Origin of the sequence: Bradyrhizobium sp. 27S5, assembly GCF_037217225.1 — a bacterium.
In the GTDB taxonomy this organism is placed as follows: domain Bacteria; phylum Pseudomonadota; class Alphaproteobacteria; order Rhizobiales; family Xanthobacteraceae; genus Bradyrhizobium; species Bradyrhizobium septentrionale.
Genome location: NZ_CP147714.1, coordinates 8,691,253 through 8,708,390 on the forward strand (window position 1 = coordinate 8,691,253; position 17,138 = coordinate 8,708,390).

Here is a 17,138-nt window from a genome sequence, read left to right on the forward strand (position 1 = left end):
TCAAGCATGGCCTGCGGGCTCGCGCACACTCTTCGCGATCTCGAAGCCATATTTCGTCCGGTGCCACGCAAGATTCTCTTGATGCGCTTCGGTAAGACCGCTGAGCTTTGCGCCAAATTGCAAATTGAGGGCGCCGGCCGCGACGGCAGTAAGGCGTGGCGACGCAATCACCTCCCCATCATTGCCGAAGCTGACCAGCCCTGCATCAAATGCGGCGTCCCATAGAGCAGATAGGAGAAGGCCGTTGCGCACATCGAGCCGTTCGGCGTCGCTTCCGCACTCACTCCAAGGGATGATGTGTGAGGCGCGCAGAAGGTCCGGGTCGGAAATTCCAGTGAGGGGGCAGCGCCCCTGCCAATAGTCCATCAGGCGGGTGCGAAAGATGTCCTGACCAATCCTCTGGATGACCAGCCGCTCAACTTCGGTCGCCCGGGGCAACCCGGCGACCCGCTCCTCGAACTCCCGTAGCGGTGCATCCGGCAAGCTGATCGCAAGTTCATAGACGCGGTGCAGCGCCGAATAGAGCGCGCCGAGGCCATCGAAGACATGACGAATACGTCCGGGGCCTGACACGTCGGCCGAAGGCAGGCCAAGTTCCGCGATGACACCGGTATGGTCCAACGCAAGGAGCCACGGCCCTTGCATCCCTTTGGCGGCGATATGAATTGTACCCTGCGCGGTAGTTGAGCCAAAGGCTGCCCAGCCTGCCTCTTCTCCCAGAACGCGGCGAAAGCCGTTCTGCGAAGCGGCCTTCTCACATTCCTCGCGGACTATGAAGGACTGGGGAGCCTCAACCATCGCATCCCCGCTGCCTGTGCATGGTCAGAGATCCATTCCGAAGAGCCGCATTGCCGCTGGCGTCGAGCTCATTTGAAGTCTGACATGCCCGTCGGTCTGCAGCTCAAGGGGTGGAGCTGTCGTTGTGGTGACGATGTATTGGAAGCAAGGCGTTTCCACGCTCTTCTCCCATTGATGCAGCAGGCCGAAGAGGCGTTCGTAGAGTTGCCCATCCAAGTCGGCCTCACGCGGGCTGTCGTGGACGAGGAATGCGGGCAGATCGGCCTTCTCTTCGACGGCCATGTGCAAGGCGGCGAGGTCGAAGGCAACAATTTTGAGGGAGTCCAAAGCCGCCGTCGAAACCTCGCCTCGTCCCGCGAATTGGGCGTCGACCCTCAACCCGTTGCCATCGAGCTTGACGGTCCCCTCGATCCCATCGGGGAGCCAAGCGGCCATGATCCCCTGGTATCTCTCCTCCAAAGTCCGAATCGCCGCGCGAGCTCGTGAACGCCCCGCCTCGAGTTGCGCGCGAACCGCGTCAAGCGCAGCGGTAGCTGGAGGCGCGGGCTTTGCGGCTGCCTCCACTTCGCGAAGCGATCGCACATCGTCGAGTACGCGCCTTGCCCGATAAATCCGATCCTGGACATCTTTCGCCGCGGCTTGAGCTGCGCGACTGGCCGTATCAGCGTTCCTCGCCTCCGCCTCGAGTGCTTGTTGACGAGGACTGAGCTGATTGATCAGCGCTTCGTACCTCTTTGCCTCCTGCGCGGCTCTATCCGCTTCTCCGGCTAACTGCGTTGCTTTGGCGACTTTGTCGGCAATCGCCGCCTTGACCGCAGCCAGATCGCACCGTTCAAGTGAGATCCCGCAACCCTTGGCCAGTGTCTCGTCCAGGCTCACCCTGCAGATTGGGCAGACTCTTACTCCTCCCTGCGTGATGTCGATCTCGCCCAGACTCGCTTCTGCACGATAGCGCTCTGCTTCTCCCCGCTTGACGTCCGCCACCTTCGCAGACCCCTGTTGGCTTGTTTCTAATGCTCGGCGTTCGTCGTTAAGCGCGTTCAGTCGAGCGAATATCGAGCCAACATCGGGCGGTTTTGGCAAATCGGCACGCATCGCCTGGGTCAGTGCCACCTCCGCCAGCGAAACCAGTCCTTTCTGATCGATGGTGTCATCGAAGCCCAGGTCCTCGCCGGCATTCAATGCTGCCCGTACGACCTTCAGCCCATCAAGATATCGCTGTTGCTGGTAAGCTTGGCGCCGCCGCTCATCTTCTGCGGCGGCCACGAGCCCCCGTTCGCGGAGGGCGGCCGTCTGTTCCTCTGCGTCAAGCGCACGCAATGCGAGGCGCACTATAGTCAGCTTGGCTGTTTCACCCAGCACCTGCGCGCGGGAACGAGATTGCGTCTGCGGTGACCGCCACGCCAAAATGTCGGCAAGGCGGCACTCCTGATCGCGCGTCAACCAGGCCCGAAGGACATCCCAGACCTGCTCGCGGCTGACTTCGGGGGGCGTGGCTCCCGCAATCATCGGAAAAAAGGCTTCGATCACCAAGGGGTCAATGAATGCTTGATCGCCGTCACGACGCCCCCGCGCGATGGCATCTTCGATAGACGCGACTTGAACGACGAACTCACCGCCCGGAAGCCCCAAGGGACGAATAGCGACCCAGCACACGCCATCGATCAGAAGCTCGGCCGCAATCAAGCCGTTCGGAAGCCGCGCAAAGATGCGCGATCGCTGAGCGTCCGTCGCGTAGGCGGGCTCCCCGAGGCAAGCTCGAAGCAGACGACAGAAGGTTGTCTTGCCGCTGCCGTGAGCCAAAGCCCGGCTTCCGCTGCTCGACATATCCGGCGTCCAGACGATGTTGAGGCCGGGTTTCAACGACACGTCGCGGATGATGGTGCTCGGATCGCTGAAAATGGCCAGGCGACGGGCCCAAAGGCGAGGACCGGCCCGGCCTGCCGGTGCCTCCGGCAGGTGCATTGCCGGAGCGAACAGATCAGCCGGCATGTCCGAACCTCGCCCAAATGACGTTGTCCTCCTGCCCAACGGCCGCGGCTAGGGTGCCAATATCGATGCCCCGGATGGCGTGGATCGCAAACGCGGTGCGCTGGGCATCGGCAGACTGCGCCTGCAATCCGGCAGGGTTGAAATGCTGCCCCCGCGTCCACGCCCCGTCGGCCCGCTCCTCCAGTTGGCCTGAAGTTATCAGTGTCTCGAACATCGATCGCCACGCCGCATTGATGGCCGGGCGTAGCCGGATCGCGCCTTGCGTCGGTTGCGCCTCCGGGCCGACGAGCCTGATCCACTGACTCCGGTCGCTAGTCGCCAACAGAGGCGTGAGCAGTGTCGGCTCCGCAAGACTGGCGATTACGAAGCGCGCGCGTGTGCCGTCGCTCGCCGGATCCATCTGCGAAATTGCGTACTGGGCTGCGTAACGGAGTCGGTCTCGAGGTTGAATGCTTGCCGGCCATGCCCATGCACCATCTGACAGATCTACGAGAGGGGGTAGCGCGATGGGTGCAGGTAGCGTATCGGACGGCTGATCCGCGTCCATTTGCTTCCACGCCTTCAGCACTAGGCGTTCTGTGCGGTATTCGTCGAACTGGCGGATCTCTCTTTCCTTCAGCACTCTGAAAGTTTCCGACGGATAGCCTGGGCCCTTGGCCTTGGCCGGGTCCAGAACATATTGTAGCTCTTCTTCGGTCAGGCCGTACTTCCTGGCAAAGAAGACATCAAGTTCGGCGCGCAATCCGCCCCGGCGATCCTCGTTCCAAGTGAACGGAGCGCCTGAATATCCCAGATCCTCCGCCCATAGCTTCAGGGCGCGGCTGGTATAGGTCAGTTCGAGCACGCGAGTACGAACGAATTCTAAGTCGTTCTCCGAAAAGACGGACGGCGGCAGAACAGGAAGTTGCTGAGCTATAAAGAAATTGAGATGGGTGCCGCCGATCTTGTGCCGGGCGGTAAAATCGAAGGTCATGCTCGTAAGCATTCCAACGAAAGCGGCTGCTTGCCTTGCGTTGATGTAATGCCCCGGATACCAAATTGGCAAATTGTTCCCGATACCCACTTTCGGGAAAACAGCGCCTATCACCGTGCGCTCGACACTCCGGAGCGCAATATCCCGCCAACCCAATAGCCAACGAGGTTGTTTGGCGACAATCAGTTGTTCGGCAAGAGCGAGCGCATCGTTCGGCCCTTCGGCGAGAAGGGCGAGATCAGACGCTGTCAGCGGCATCTCACGCTGCATCTCAACGCCGCCTGCTAGCGTCTTGGGATCGAGCAGGAAGCGTTCGGGTGACGCCTTCAACGAGCCGCGCCAGTCCTGACCACGACCGAGAAAGCGAAACAGATCCAGCTCCCGCGCAGGTCGTCCCTCGACAGAGGGAATGGCACCGGCAATCCAAGTGGCCAGCGCTTTGAGCGCAGCCGAACGGCTGTTCTCCTCAAGATCACCGTCCGCCGTGCGCCGTCGCCTCCCGCTTTCACGCGACTGTCTGACAGCACTTTTCAGCGCCGAGGGCACGCGAGCGGCGCGCAAGGCTACCTCTTCTTCGGGAACCCAATAACGCGGCGATGGCTCAAAATCCGAGTTCTGCTTTTCAGCGAGCGTGCAGTCGCGGGCACTCTCTTCATCGTCGCTGGTGCCAACACCATAGGTTGCCCAACGGTGATCGAAGTGGTGAATCATCTTGGCTTCATAGAGCGGAACGCGGCGTTCGATGCCCGCAGCGGTCTTTCGGGCCCAATCTACTCCCTCGCAGCGCCAGCCCTCACCCTCCATCTGCGCCGGCGTGCGGAAGAACCCGGAGTCGCTAGACATGTGGAACATCGTCTGGAAAGCGATACCCCATGGATTGATGTTGCCGCCCTCTTCTTCAGATCGTTCCTCGATCATTACCGGCGCGCGGGAATAGAGCTTCGCCGTCAGCTCTGCATCGGCGCGGGAGCGAAAAACCGGCGCGGTTTTCGTGTTGGGGTTTATGCGCGCGATTTCGTTTTCCGTGAGTTCGAACACGCGCTCATAGTGATCGATTTCCGCAATATCTTTGATATCGAAACAGAATGTTGCCGCTTTCGCCTCACCACCCACGCAAATTATGCAGAATGACTTTCTGTCATCCGTGCCTTTGAACCATCCCCTAATTTCATAGAAGCTGAACAGAGATTGAAGCTTTCGGCCTTTAACCAGATGGCCGAAGAATTCGGATGTGGAAGAGTCGGTTGCTATCCCTGTTGGTACGACCACTCCGGCTCGGCCAGTGGGTCTCGCGAGGTTCGAAAAAAGCTCCGCGAAAAGCGCGTAGGTGTTGACGTCGCCCCGGCCTGTAAGCGGATAGCGGCCCGAAGAACGCGCGAATTCGCTCGCCGCTTCCGCCGTGCGTTTGGCGAAGACGAAATCCCGCCACAGGCGACCGTCCGCGCTGCCGAAGTCGGCCTTCTCTAGGGCATTGATCAGCTTCTGACGTTCCGCTTTGTTGGGGGCGCTGGCGATCGCTGGCGAGCTAGCGGCGAAGAACTCCTGCTCTTGAAGCTTGATCCGCTCCCATGGCGGGTTGCCGACGACAACATCGAAGCCGCCATCGCGCTCCATGATTTCGGGAAATTCGATGAACCAATGGAAGGCGTTTACTTTCTCAGACGTCAGTCTTGCGCCTTGTTGCAGATGCTCGGCAGGCGCATTGCCGCCGGCGGCTTGCCACACATGTTCGGTAAGCGGCATGGAGTCCGTGCCGCCGGCGCTGGCGGCCTTCGGCATGAAGAATGCCGCCATGTAAAAATTAGCCGAGATATAAAGATCGCTGGCGATCTTCAGACTCTGCCAATCGTCCGATGCGCGCATGTCTGCAAAGCCAAGTGCCTTTGCCTCAACGCTCGCCAGATCGTCCTGCGCCATCTCCCTCAGCCTGTGATCCCGCTCAGTCAGAATTTCAGGCGGCGACCAGTTCCGGAACAGTTGCGGATGACCTTTTGCCCGATCCCGCTGCTCCTTGTTTAGGCGGGAGTAGCGGCGGGAGAGTTCCTTATCGTCGCCGGTCAGCGGCTTGTAGGCCTCGTCAGGTAATCCCACCCGCAGCATCGATCGGCCAAAGACGCCGATCAAACTGTCGCCGCAGCGGATCTGTGCGTCGAAGAAAGCGAGCGGGCGACCCGGTTCCAGAGCTTCGATCCAGAGCGCCACCTTGGTCAGCTCGACCGCCATGGGGTTGCGGTCCACGCCATAAAGGCAGCGGCAGGCCACCTCGCGCAACGCATGGCGGAAATCGGCGGCCGAAGGAATTCCACCGGCACGGTGCCGGGCGACACGGGTGGCGATGCGCCGCGCCGCCGCAAGCAGGAAATGGCCCGACCCGCAGGCGGGATCGATTACGGTCAGCTTCAGAAGCTCTTCGGCCGGATCGGCCGCTTGGGCTTCCCGCTCGTCCAGCACCGGGTTGAGAGTGGTATCGAGCAATAGCTGCACCAGGCTATCCGGTGTGTAGTAAGAGCCCGTCGTCTTGCGCTGGTTGCCCCGCTGCTCGGCGACTTCAGAAGCGAAGAGGAGGGTCTTACCGTCGTCACCCAGTTGCGGCTGGAGTTCGAGCAGGGATTCGTAGACCGATCCCAGCTCCTCGGTTTCCATCGCGCGCCAGTTCACCGGAACCACGCCGGCTTTGTCGGAGAGCCACGCCAGCCGATAGAGCGCCTCCATGAAGGCGCGATTGCGCAGGCGGGCGGTTTCCAGATGCGGCAGGACGTCGCTGCTGAAGAGCCCGCCGAGGGCCGGGAGGCCGAGCACGTCCTGACCGTGGGCAAGAGCTTGGAAGACGACCTTAATGCCTTCGTAGCGGTCGTGGTGCTTGTCCCAAGTGGTCGCACGGACGCACTGCGCACGCAGTGCAGTGAGGCTGTAGCCTTCGACGTAAAGCTTGCGCGACTCCGGCTTCGCCGTCTCGGGATGGAGGAGGTTCCGATCCTCAGCCACCATGATGAAGATCAGCCGATAGACTAGGCGTAGAAGCTCATTGAACCATTGGGTCAGGTTCACCTCGCCGGATTTCAGCCGGGTAGCGAGATCGGGGTTGGCTTCGAGAAAACCAGAGCCGAGCAGTTTGAGCGCCGTCTCGACCTGGGCCGCCAGCCGGTCGCGGACAGCCTCCCCTTCGCGTGAGCCGGCCTCGCGCCAGCGTTCGAGCGCGCAGTCGGTCACAGGGGTGCCAGCAGCGCCGAACCGAGTCCGGTGAATCAACGACCAGAGAACGGCGAAAGAAGCCGCGTCATCATTTGTGAAAATTTGCGCGAGATCGGCTTCAACATATGCCGGCCGGGTCAACGAGGCATTGTCGCGCATAAGGCGAATAACGGCCCCGTTCGTCACTAGGCCCCACAGCGCGTGGTCGCTGTCGTTGAGATAGTCCTGAAGCGCGAAAGCCGCGGAGCGCGAACGATCGGTAGAGAGCGTCGGGCTGCGCCTATCGAGCTTTTCGTCGGAAGGCGGCACGACGACGATAGGGACACAGCCGCCGGCAAGGAAAGAGACAACTCCGTCAGCCGGGCCCAGATCGTCGAAGCCAAAAGTTTCCTTGAGGAAATCACGCACAAAGCGACGGGTTGCTTCAACGGAGGGCTTTTCAAACTTTGCGAACCCGTCGAAATGGGACTGGCCGACGCGGAAGGCAGTCGAGATCTCCTCGCGGATCGTCAGTCCCTTGCGGATCCGGTAGTCTTCCTCCGTCTGCTCGGAGGCTTGTCTGCGGTCGATACTCGCGACCATCGCCGGTGCGATGAGGTTGCCTTCGAGCGTGAGCGAAGGCCAGGCGGATACGTCGGTGACGGGCTTGCGCGCCATGGCTCAGGCCTCACCCGGCATCAGCGCGAACAGGCCGATCACATCGGGCGGCAGCACGGCCTCCACAGTAACGCGCGATGCGGAACCCGACGCGGCGCGGAGCCGTGCATGGTCTCCCATTAGCTCTTGCTCGCGCAATCGGACGAATTCGGCGATCGGTCCTTCCAGCACTCTGGGCAGATCCTCCTTCGCCTTCGCGATGAACCTGTCGCGTGCGACGGGCGCCAAATCGGCCATCGCCGGTGCGTTCAGCAGTTCCCGGGCGGCCTCGTCAATCGCTACGATCCGACCGCCCTCGATCGCGACGAGCGCTGCCTCTTCCGCCAGCAGCAACCGTTCCTTGCGGGCATGGACGGTCAGCTTGAAGCGGACACGGAGCAGGGCAACACGAGTCATTTGCTGCACGGCGGCGGTTGGCCAAGCGCCGACCCGGCCGATGCCGAGACCTGACAGGGTGTCGGGATCAAGCGAAGCCTCGACCAGTGCTTCGGCAAGCGTGGCGGTCAGGGGATGTGTCCTGGTCAGAAGCGCCGCGCCCGAGGGTGCCGGCTCGAGTGCTGCCAGACGCACAGATCCAGTCAGATTGTGCTCGGCCAGCCGCTCACGCAAGCCGGGCTCAAGCGCATTGACGTGAGCCACGAGCACGGTTTTCCGAGTTTCGAGCGGCACACCAAAGCGTGCCATCGCCCGTTCGACGAAGAGCCTCGCATCCGCCGGAGAACCCAGCAGCGTGCGGACTTTCTCCCATTCCGGGGCGACCTCTTGCGGCTTCATTGCGTTCTGGGCGAACCGCGCGCGGGATTTCTTCTCGCTCTCCGCGGCGTCGCGCCACTGCGTCTCCATAATCCTGACGCCGTCGTCGAGGCGCAGATCGAGCGTAAGCTGGCGGGGCGCTCCCCGGCGCAACATCATCGACGCCATCAGCGCGTCCGTCACGGGCCCCCGTTCATCGGGAAGCGGAACGGTCACGCCCGTCGCCTTGCGGATTTCCTCGGCCTTGCGAAGGATGACATCGAGCACGGCGCCGTCGATCGCGCTGTCCGGCGAAAACATCATGATCGAGCGGACAAGCTCCGCCGGTTGGCCGAAACGATCGACCCGGCCTTCGCGCTGCTGATGTCGGGTCGGATTCCACGACAGGTCGTAATGGACAACCATATCGAAGAGCTGCTGCAGGTTGATCCCTTCGGATAGGCAGTCGGTGGCTACGAGGATGCGCTGGACCTGCTTTTCCTCATCCGCCAACGCCATGTCGGCCACGCGGTCGCGGCGTTCGTCAGGCGTAAGAACCCCCGTCACGGCTTCGACGATCAGCTTTGGGAAGGCCTTGCGCAGGCCGTCGCGGACATGTTCAGCGGTCGCCAGATAGCGACAGAAGACGACGGGATTGGCGCCTTTCTTGATGAGAGGGGTCAGGGCATCGACCAAAGCGGTCAGCTTCGGATCGAGTTTGCGGGCCAGTTCCTCTGCGCGCTTGACCAAGGCAAGAAGCGCCGGATCGACGTCGAAGGCTGTACCCGGTTCGATATCAACCGCGTCCTCGTCGTCGCCGTCGTCGTCATAGATATGCGGCTCGAGGCGGTCGCTCTCGTTGGACATACGGTTCCGGAGCGCGCTCATAGCCGCCGCCGGCGAAGAGCCGACACAACGCATCAGGGCCAGCGTGCCCCAGAAGGCCAGGCGTCGCTCCCGCTGTCCGGATACTGCTCGGGAAACGATGCCAAGGCAGTAGTCGAGTGCAGTTTCCTGGAATTCGAGGTGTGCCGAAGAAAGACGATAAGGAAATTCCGTTGTCTCGTGCTTCGGGAAGGCGCGGTCTTCGTTCCAATCGCCCGAGACGAGATCGATCCGGCGCCGCTGGACGAAGTGCCGCGCCAGACGCTCCCGGTAGCGAGCGTCCTCGAAGGTCATCGACGTGAATGATGGTTCGACCAGGGAGAGAAGGCGCGCGAAGGCGTCTTCATCCCCGGAATGCGGCGTCGCGGTCACAAGGATCAACCGCCGATCCGGATTCCGGGCGAGCCCCGAAAGAAGCTCAAAGCGTTGCTGCCGACCCTTGTGCGTGCCTACGCAGGCATGCGCCTCATCGACGATAACGAAATCTGGGCAGGCCCGTGCGAAGCTCTCCCGGCGCTTCTCTGCCTTGATGTAATCGAGGCTGACGACGGTGAAGGGATAAGCATTGAACAAGGTCTGAGCGAGCGGCAGGCCACGTTCCAGCCTGCTCGCCGTACCCGACGTGACCGCCACAGCTTCGATCCCGAAGCGCGCTTTCAGCTCTCCCACCCATTGTTCGACCAGATGCGGCGGGCAGAGCACCGAGAACGCATCCACCTCGCCCCGATCCATCAGCTCGCGCAGGATCAGGCCGGCCTCAATCGTCTTGCCGATGCCAACGTCGTCCGCGATGAGCAGGCGAGGCACCGCCAGGCGAAGGGCCATCAGCAACGGGACAAGCTGGTATGTCCGAGGCTCGAAGGCGAGCTGTGCGGCAGACCGGAAAGGACCCGCGCCACGGCGCAGTGTCAGACGCATCGCATCCGCGAGGAGCGCGGCCTTCGCTTGAACGGTTGTGGCGGCGTTGGCAGGCAGATCGAATCTTGCAGGCTCGACCGGGAGGATCTCAAGCGCCGGGTCGAGGACAACCGCGTCGTTCTCAGCACCCGAGAGTGGGCGGAGAGCCAGAACGCCGTCTTGCGGGGACGGCAGAGCCACCCATTCGCGCCCGCGGGCGCGCACCAGATCTCCGGGAGCAAAATTCACTGTCATCAGGTCATCCCCCGAACATCGAGATCAACGCATGGGGCACACCCGCAGTAACCGTTCCCGGCAACTCGAACAGCGTCCAGCCCTTGGCTTCCGCCGCCTCGCGTGTTGCCTCGGTCAGAGGCGTGAGGCAAGCGGCGACGAAATGACTGCGCCAGGCGAAGCTCATCTCCTGATTAGAGAAGCTGACAGTGCAGGCGTCGGGAGCCGGAAGCCCCATCTCCTTGAAGGCGCTCGCCCACCCACCACCTTCGGCCGACCGGCCAGGCGCGACCGCGAGCACCACCTCGCCCCGCGCCAGATCGATCAGCATCTGCTTCGCTTCATCGCTCGTTCGGTCGATCAGCTCATGATCAGGCTGGTTGAAATAAGAGAGCAGGCAGCGATAGCACCCGCGGACGCAGGCTTCCCCATCGTGGGTGACAAGCAGCTTGGCATCTCCCGCCGAGATCGCTTCGTCGACCTTCTCGAAATGCATGAGGATCAGCGCTTCTCGGGCGATTCTACCGAGGGCCTGCGGATCCTCGATCAGACGGTTCAGCACCCCGGCGCCACCCTCTGCGGCTTCGTAGGCCAGGACAGCGCGGCGGTTGTCGCGGGCAGGCAATGGCTCGCCAAGTATCTCGCCCTCTTCCAGTTGGAAGACGACAGCGATCCCCCTCATGAGGGCATGCTGAACCGTCGCAATGGTCTTCGGCGCGTAGGCCGTAGGCTCGTTGAAACGGAAGAGAAGCGCGTTCTTGTGGTCGCGGACAATGGGGACGATCCGAACCGGCCTGAGGACATCCGGCGGCACATCGACATCTGGATCTTCGTCTTCGGACTTCGACCAGTAGCCGCTGCGCGGGTCGATATAGAAACCAAACTTGGTCTGTTGCGCCCGGCGCTTCAGCCCTTTGTTGATCCGGCTGATCTCGGCGCTGTTGGCATATTGCAGCTTAAGGATCGAGGTGTCTTCGCAACGAAAGTCGGCTTCGGTGATCTGGACCTGTCCGTCCCGCTTCGGCCAGGAGAAGACGGTCTGAATCTCAAAGCCCTGCCGGACGCGCTCTTCGTCATTTGCCGTGATCCGCTCTGTGGGCGCGGCTTCCACGTTGTCGATCCGGAGCGTCCTCTGCACTGGCATCTCGCCCGCCATCGGGGCATTGCACGCGTGGCAGCGCTCGACCTCGCCGTCATGACAGGCGCCGCAGTTCGAGCAGATGAAGATGTCTCGGGTGGCGAGCTCCGACCCGTCTCCCGTTCGGACTTCCGGCGGCAGCTTCGCCTTCATGACTCTGTAAGCGCGGCCTTCGTGATAGATCAGGCTGCGCGGCCCGAACTCCGAGATAGCCAGGAAGCGGGCGCGCTGGAGGAACGAGCCAGTTTTTCCGTCTCCGGGGATGAAGGCATACAGCGGCAGCCGAGGGAAATTATATCCCGGTAGGAAGCCCTCCGTCGCGAGATAGCGGTAGGAGTAAAAGTCCGAGCCATTCGTGGCCTTGCCCTGCTCCAGGATGGTGATCTGGTCGCTCGCCTGCATCTGCGCAGCTTTGATTCGACGACGGTCCGCGCCCGAGAGGCCCGTGATCTCGGAGCGAGCATTGGCCTCCATCAGCTGCATTCGTGCTGAGTTATACAGTTCCCGCCAGCGACCAAACGCGCGATCGAATTCCTGCGGCGCGCGCTGGGCGACCGCGGAGACGAAGTCATCTGGCTCACTCATCCAGACCGGTTTCCGGCCAGCCACCGAGCCGAGAATCTGATCTAGAACGCGCTTCATCGGGAAATGCGCCGCAACCACCAACTCAGGCCGGTCGATGACGTTGTGGATCTCTTGCTTCAGCGGAGAGCCCGGCTGCGCCAAGTCTAGGATGTCGGGGATGTCAGGAGACAGAGCGAGCTTCGCTTCGGCAAGCCAGACGGCATGCAGATGTGAGCGCACGAGTTCTTCGTTGGTGATGTCGAGCGCCGGGGGGCGAACAACACCAGCCACCATCTCATTGCGCCGTTCGAAGAAATACTGGTCGTGCGGCGATTGAGCGGCGCAATAGGTCACAATGACTGCGGCCTGCCCGGAACGGCCCGCACGGCCGGCGCGCTGGGCATAATTCGCCGGCGTCGGCGGCACGTTTCTTAGATAGACGGCATTAAGCGCCGAGATGTCGACGCCGAGCTCCATGGTCGGCGAACAGAATAAGGCCGGCAGAAACTGCTCCGACTCTCCTGCCGCTTTGAGATCGGCGGCACTCTTCGTCAGATTCTCCCGGTCTTCCTTCTCAAATCGGAAGCGCCACTCGCGCCATTCGCGCTGTCTCTGGGAAACCTGGGCTGTATGTTCGCGGCCTTCGAGTCCCCAATAGCTGCTATGGCCTGCCTTCAGATGGGCAGCGATCTCATTGTAGAGATCGTGAAAATAGCGGTTGCCCTGCGCCGCTCCTGTCGTGATGGCTTCCCCGGGAACGATCCGAACCGCTGAAGGTGACAGACGCCAACCTTGCAGGTCGGCCTCGATGTCGACGCGCGACACCAACCCCTCGCGAGCCAGAAGTTCCATCAGGCCCGTCATGACTGTCAGGTAGTCTGTCTTACTAAGCTTGGTCCCAATGATACTTTTTCGATTGATGAGGCGTCCGATACGGGAATTATGCCCAGCGCGGACGATCGTCTGTTCTTCCCGTAGCCCAACCCGGTCCTTGCCCGGAGCTTGCAGAAATAGGGTCGTGCGGCTTCTCGGCGTCTCTTTCGCGTCGATGGCCCAGGGGACGCGCAGGAGATTTCGGGATTTTTGAGCAACGGTGTCGAGGACGGTCAGATCGAGCGCTTCCGTCCCAACGGCCAAGCCGTCGAGCATGGCGCCGAGGAGCCGCTTCAGCATCGCCTTGCGCGCTGGCGCAACGAGCGTCCCGAAATCCGGCAAGATAGCCGTGAGGCGCTCTGTATCTTCCGCGATGTCATCGAGCCCAACGAACGCAACGTCGATGAGCTTGAGGACGGAGAGGCTCGGGTTGGTGTAACGCCATCCCCGACGCAGATCCGTCCAGAGCCGATGGGCGAGAACCTTCGCGAGAGAGCGTTGGGCGTCCTCACGAACTACAGCGCCCGCCTCGGGATCCAACATCCAATGGACCCGCGCGACCTTATTGCCCGCCGTAAATCCGAGCGCCTTCACGACCCGCAGACCGAATTCGTCTTCGGCTAGGCCATCGTCGCCAGCGTCCAGCACCGCTCGCAGGATCGCGCCACGCAGTAGGCTGACGAACAAATAGTCGTTGAAGTGGCCAGCCTGGAGGGCGGCGTCCTGCCGGTTGTCCGTGAAACCTAGGAGTTTGCGTTTCTCTTTGGGAACGCCGCTGTTGTTCCCGTTCATCCATTCCAGGGCGGTCGAAACGAGGAGTGTCGTTGCCGAGCTGCGGCCCTCACCCGACAACCCGGTGAGCTTGGTGCGCTCGCGCATGTTGGGATGCGGCTGGTCGAGACAGCACGGGCAGAAACCAAACTTACCCGGTATGAACCAAAAGCTTTTCCCCGCTGAATCGCAGCGCCCGTCCGGGGCCACCGTGATCATCTGGGGCACCCTGCGTTTCCTGTTCGCTCGGAGTCGCTCGACGCCGTTGCGCTCTTCGCGCCAGTCCTCGGGGTACGTTTCGATCTCGCCTGTAAAGACGTACTCGGGATCGCTGTCGCCCGTGGTGGTCAGGTAGCCTGCCGTTTCTCCCTCTTGATCGTCGAGCGGCGCATCATCGATGCTCCTGGGCAGAAACAGGGTGCCTTTGGCATCCTCGGTCTTCGTAATAACGTGAACCTCATGTCCGCATTCTCGACAGAAGCGGGTGGGATATAGGCGGTGGCCCGGGGCACTTGGATCTTCGAGTTGACCTTCGAACAGCACATTCCTGGGTTGGCCAGTCAGCGTAGTGAAAATCTCGCCAGCGCCCGAGATGAATTGATGGAGCTTGAACGCCAAGAATGCGCCGGTTCCCGAGCCGCCACGCTCAGTTTCCGGGAGGCTGACGCGCGTCAGGAATGCCTCGAGCCCGCTTCGGCAGGTTTCGACGTCGACGCCACTGTCTTTTGAAAGCAGCGCTACGGCCTTTTCAAAAGGGATCGGCTTCTTGCGCTTGAGCTCCTGTGCGTCCTCCAGGCCAATCGCCAGTTCGGTCCAAACCGCCAGCGGGTGTTCTTTCAGAACCTCATCTGTCAGCTCCGCTGGAAGTACGGATGTCAGGACAGGCGCAAGCTTCCGCCGCACATCGTCGAGCTTCCGCCGATCATCCGTCGCCCGTCGAAGCGACTCGTCTATGACGGATTCCGGCCCGATGGGGGTCCCGAAAAGGCGCGACGCAACATTCGCCACGGCCTCAGCGCGATTGATATCGGATCCTTCGCTTGCCATCGTGGCCGAGGTTCCGATGCAGATAGGTGCCTTGTCTGGTGTACATCGGTTGCGAAGACGACGAACGAGGATCGCGACATCGGCGCCCTGGCGGCCCCGATAGGTGTGCAGTTCGTCAAGAACGATGAAATTCAGTCCATTCGCATTCTCTATAACCTTTGTATCGAGCGGGTCCTGCCGCGTAAGCAGAAGTTCGGCCATCATGAAGTTGGTCAGCAGAATGTCCGGCGGGGCGTCTGCAATTCGCTGCCGATCCTCCTGGCTTTCCTGGCCGGTGTAGCGACGCACAACCGGCTTAAGCTCGGTCGGCAGGCCCGACTGCGCGATGAATTTCTCGATCTCGTTGATCTGGCTGTTAGCCAGAGCATTCATCGGATAAACGAAGATAGCACTGGTTCTGCGCGGTTTCCCGGCCTTGCGGGCGCGAACGATCGCATCGACTACGGGTACGAAAAAGCAAAGCGACTTGCCCGAGCCTGTCCCCGTCGTAACCACGTAACTCTGACCCGCCTGCGCCTTGGCAATGGACTGGGCCTGATGGCGATGGAACCGCAGGGGCTCTGACCCGAGCCGGAATATTCTGCCCGTCGCTTCATCGAGATCGCCCGAGGCGACCAGATCATCGACGGTTGGACCCTCGAGAAACTTTGGGTTGAGAGACAGCATAGCATCAGGCCAGAAACGCCCGGCATCGTACTGGCGATCAACTTCAGACTTCAGGTCATCAGATCGAATAGTGCTGAACGACCGCGAGAAACGAGCGTAAGCATCGATAAGACGGTGATCAAATTCAAACGCCTTCATTGCCAGTCTCGCCCCCCATATTTCTTATTATGCCACAATTGCCATTCCGGTTGGCCTGCCTGATTAGTCGCGCGGGAGGCGCAAGACCCCTATCGGGAAGGCGTTGCCCGCCTGAAATGAACTCGGTTGCCAACCGGCTCCTCGTTCGCAGTGCATCTCCGTGCCGACCCATAGCGCTCACCCCCACAAACACGACATTGGGGCCGCCGCCAGCTTGTCGCCGAATGGCACGACATCGGTGCTGTCGTAGAGGACGACGCCAAAGGCAAAGCGGTCCCCGCAAGCCTCGGCCAATGCCCGCAGGCCGGCGAAGTCGCCGGCCTTGACCGTGGCGCTCGCCTTCACCTCGATCCCCACGATCATCCCGTCATCGCGCTGCAGCACGATGTCCACCTCACGCATGTCCCGATCCCGGAAATGATGAGGCGTCAGCCGCAGGTCCGAGGCCGTCATGAGCTTCAGAGCCTCGGAGAACACGAAGCTCTCCAGCAGCGCGCCGAACGTCCCACGATCCGCCTTGACCCGGTCGAAGGTGAGCCCGCGCACGGTCGCCAGCAGGCCGGAATCGAGGAAATGGAGCTTAGGCGTCTTGACGATCCGCTTCAGCGAATTGGTGAACCACGGCTGCACGGTCGCAATCAGGAACACCTGTTCGAGCAGCCCCACATAACGCTGCCCGGTCTTGTGGCTGACGTTGATGCCGCCTCCGAACTGCGAATAGTTGACCAATTGTCCGGAGTGTTCGGCCAGTAGCCGCACAAACTTCGGAAGCTCAGTCAGTTTCTCCACCTCGGCGATGTCCCGCAGATCGCGGGTCAGGATTGAGGTGAGATAGGATCGCAGCCAATCTTGCCGCCGCCGCTCGCTTTCGCGGCTGATCGCCTCGGGAAAGCCTCCGAGCAGGACGAGTTGGACAAGATCATCGCCGACGATCGCGTCTCGCTGGCTCTGGATCTTCCCCTCGAAGAGGCGCTCCAGGAAGGTCGGTGTCCGGCCTTCGATCTCAGTCCTGGCCAGCGGCAGCATCTGGATGGTTTCCATCCGGCCGGCCAGGCTGTCGGCGATTCGCGGCAGGGTCAGCACATTCGCCGAGCCGGTGAGCAGAAATCGACCCGGGCGATAGTCCTCATCGATTGTCTTTTTGACCGCCAGGAGCAGGTCGGGCGCGCGCTGGATCTCGTCGATGATGGCTCGGTCCAAGCCCCGAATGAAGCCGGCCGGATCGGATTGGGCGGCCTCAAGCACCGTCTGATCGTCGAGCGTGATATAGGTTCGACCGGCTTCCCCCATCTTTCGGACGAGCGTGGTCTTGCCAGCCCGGCGCGGTCCCACGATCAGGACCACCGGGGTGTCCGAAAGGGCTTCCTCGGCCCGCCGCTCCACAAACCGTTCGAACATGCCCACCCCAATTCCCGGACGATTGGAACTATAGGTCCCGGCTAATTGGAAGTCAACGGCCCGCTTAATGGAAGTTTCTGGGCCGCGATCTGGAAGCATAGATGGGGAAGGCCTTCCCCCGCGGTCGAGCCAAGGTCTCGGCCGCCGCCTTCTGCGGGGACACCCCACAACGCCCCGAGAGTG

Annotated in this window: 6 protein-coding genes; all 6 read right to left on the reverse strand. The window is 61.7% G+C overall.

Translation table 11 applies throughout. The annotated features are described in order from the left end of the window. A complete protein-coding gene (locus tag WDM24_RS40800; RefSeq protein WP_338829707.1) occupies window positions 1-798 on the reverse strand; it encodes an HNH endonuclease signature motif containing protein in 798 nt (265 codons plus the stop codon). Between the two features lie 24 nt (window positions 799-822). Further along, the gene (locus tag WDM24_RS40805; RefSeq protein WP_338829708.1) at window positions 823-2,790 is read right to left on the reverse strand and encodes a hypothetical protein; all 1,968 of its coding nucleotides are present in this window, start codon (window positions 2,788-2,790) and stop codon (window positions 823-825) included. Then, window positions 2,780-7,612 (reverse strand): Eco57I restriction-modification methylase domain-containing protein, encoded by a 4,833-nt coding sequence (locus tag WDM24_RS40810; protein WP_338829709.1) that lies wholly within the window; start codon window positions 7,610-7,612, stop codon window positions 2,780-2,782. Before WDM24_RS40810 ends, WDM24_RS40805 begins: the two co-directional genes overlap by 11 nt. A 3-nt stretch (window positions 7,613-7,615) precedes the next feature. Further along, on the reverse strand, window positions 7,616-10,381 hold the full coding sequence (locus WDM24_RS40815) for a DEAD/DEAH box helicase (protein ID WP_338829710.1): 2,766 nt from the start codon (window positions 10,379-10,381) through the stop codon (window positions 7,616-7,618). Between the two features lie 4 nt (window positions 10,382-10,385). Next, on the reverse strand, window positions 10,386-15,557 hold the full coding sequence (locus WDM24_RS40820) for a DEAD/DEAH box helicase (protein ID WP_338829711.1): 5,172 nt from the start codon (window positions 15,555-15,557) through the stop codon (window positions 10,386-10,388). Between the two features lie 177 nt (window positions 15,558-15,734). Beyond that, window positions 15,735-16,955 carry an ATP-binding protein gene (locus WDM24_RS40825; protein ID WP_338829712.1) on the reverse strand — a complete coding sequence of 407 codons (1,221 nt, stop codon included), beginning with the start codon at window positions 16,953-16,955 and terminating at the stop codon, window positions 15,735-15,737. Window positions 16,956-17,138 lie beyond the last annotated feature (183 nt).

What these genes read in the sequence shown, in the direction of transcription:
- WDM24_RS40800 (WP_338829707.1), bottom strand. Translation starts at nt 798, where the DNA reads ATGGTTGAGGCTCCCCAGTCCTTCATAGTCCGCGAGGAATGTGAGAAG.
- WDM24_RS40805 (WP_338829708.1), bottom strand. Translation starts at nt 2,790, where the DNA reads ATGCCGGCTGATCTGTTCGCTCCGGCAATGCACCTGCCGGAGGCACCG.
- WDM24_RS40810 (WP_338829709.1), bottom strand. Translation starts at nt 7,612, where the DNA reads ATGGCGCGCAAGCCCGTCACCGACGTATCCGCCTGGCCTTCGCTCACG.
- WDM24_RS40815 (WP_338829710.1), bottom strand. Translation starts at nt 10,381, where the DNA reads ATGACAGTGAATTTTGCTCCCGGAGATCTGGTGCGCGCCCGCGGGCGC.
- WDM24_RS40820 (WP_338829711.1), bottom strand. Translation starts at nt 15,557, where the DNA reads ATGAAGGCGTTTGAATTTGATCACCGTCTTATCGATGCTTACGCTCGT.
- WDM24_RS40825 (WP_338829712.1), bottom strand. Translation starts at nt 16,955, where the DNA reads ATGTTCGAACGGTTTGTGGAGCGGCGGGCCGAGGAAGCCCTTTCGGAC.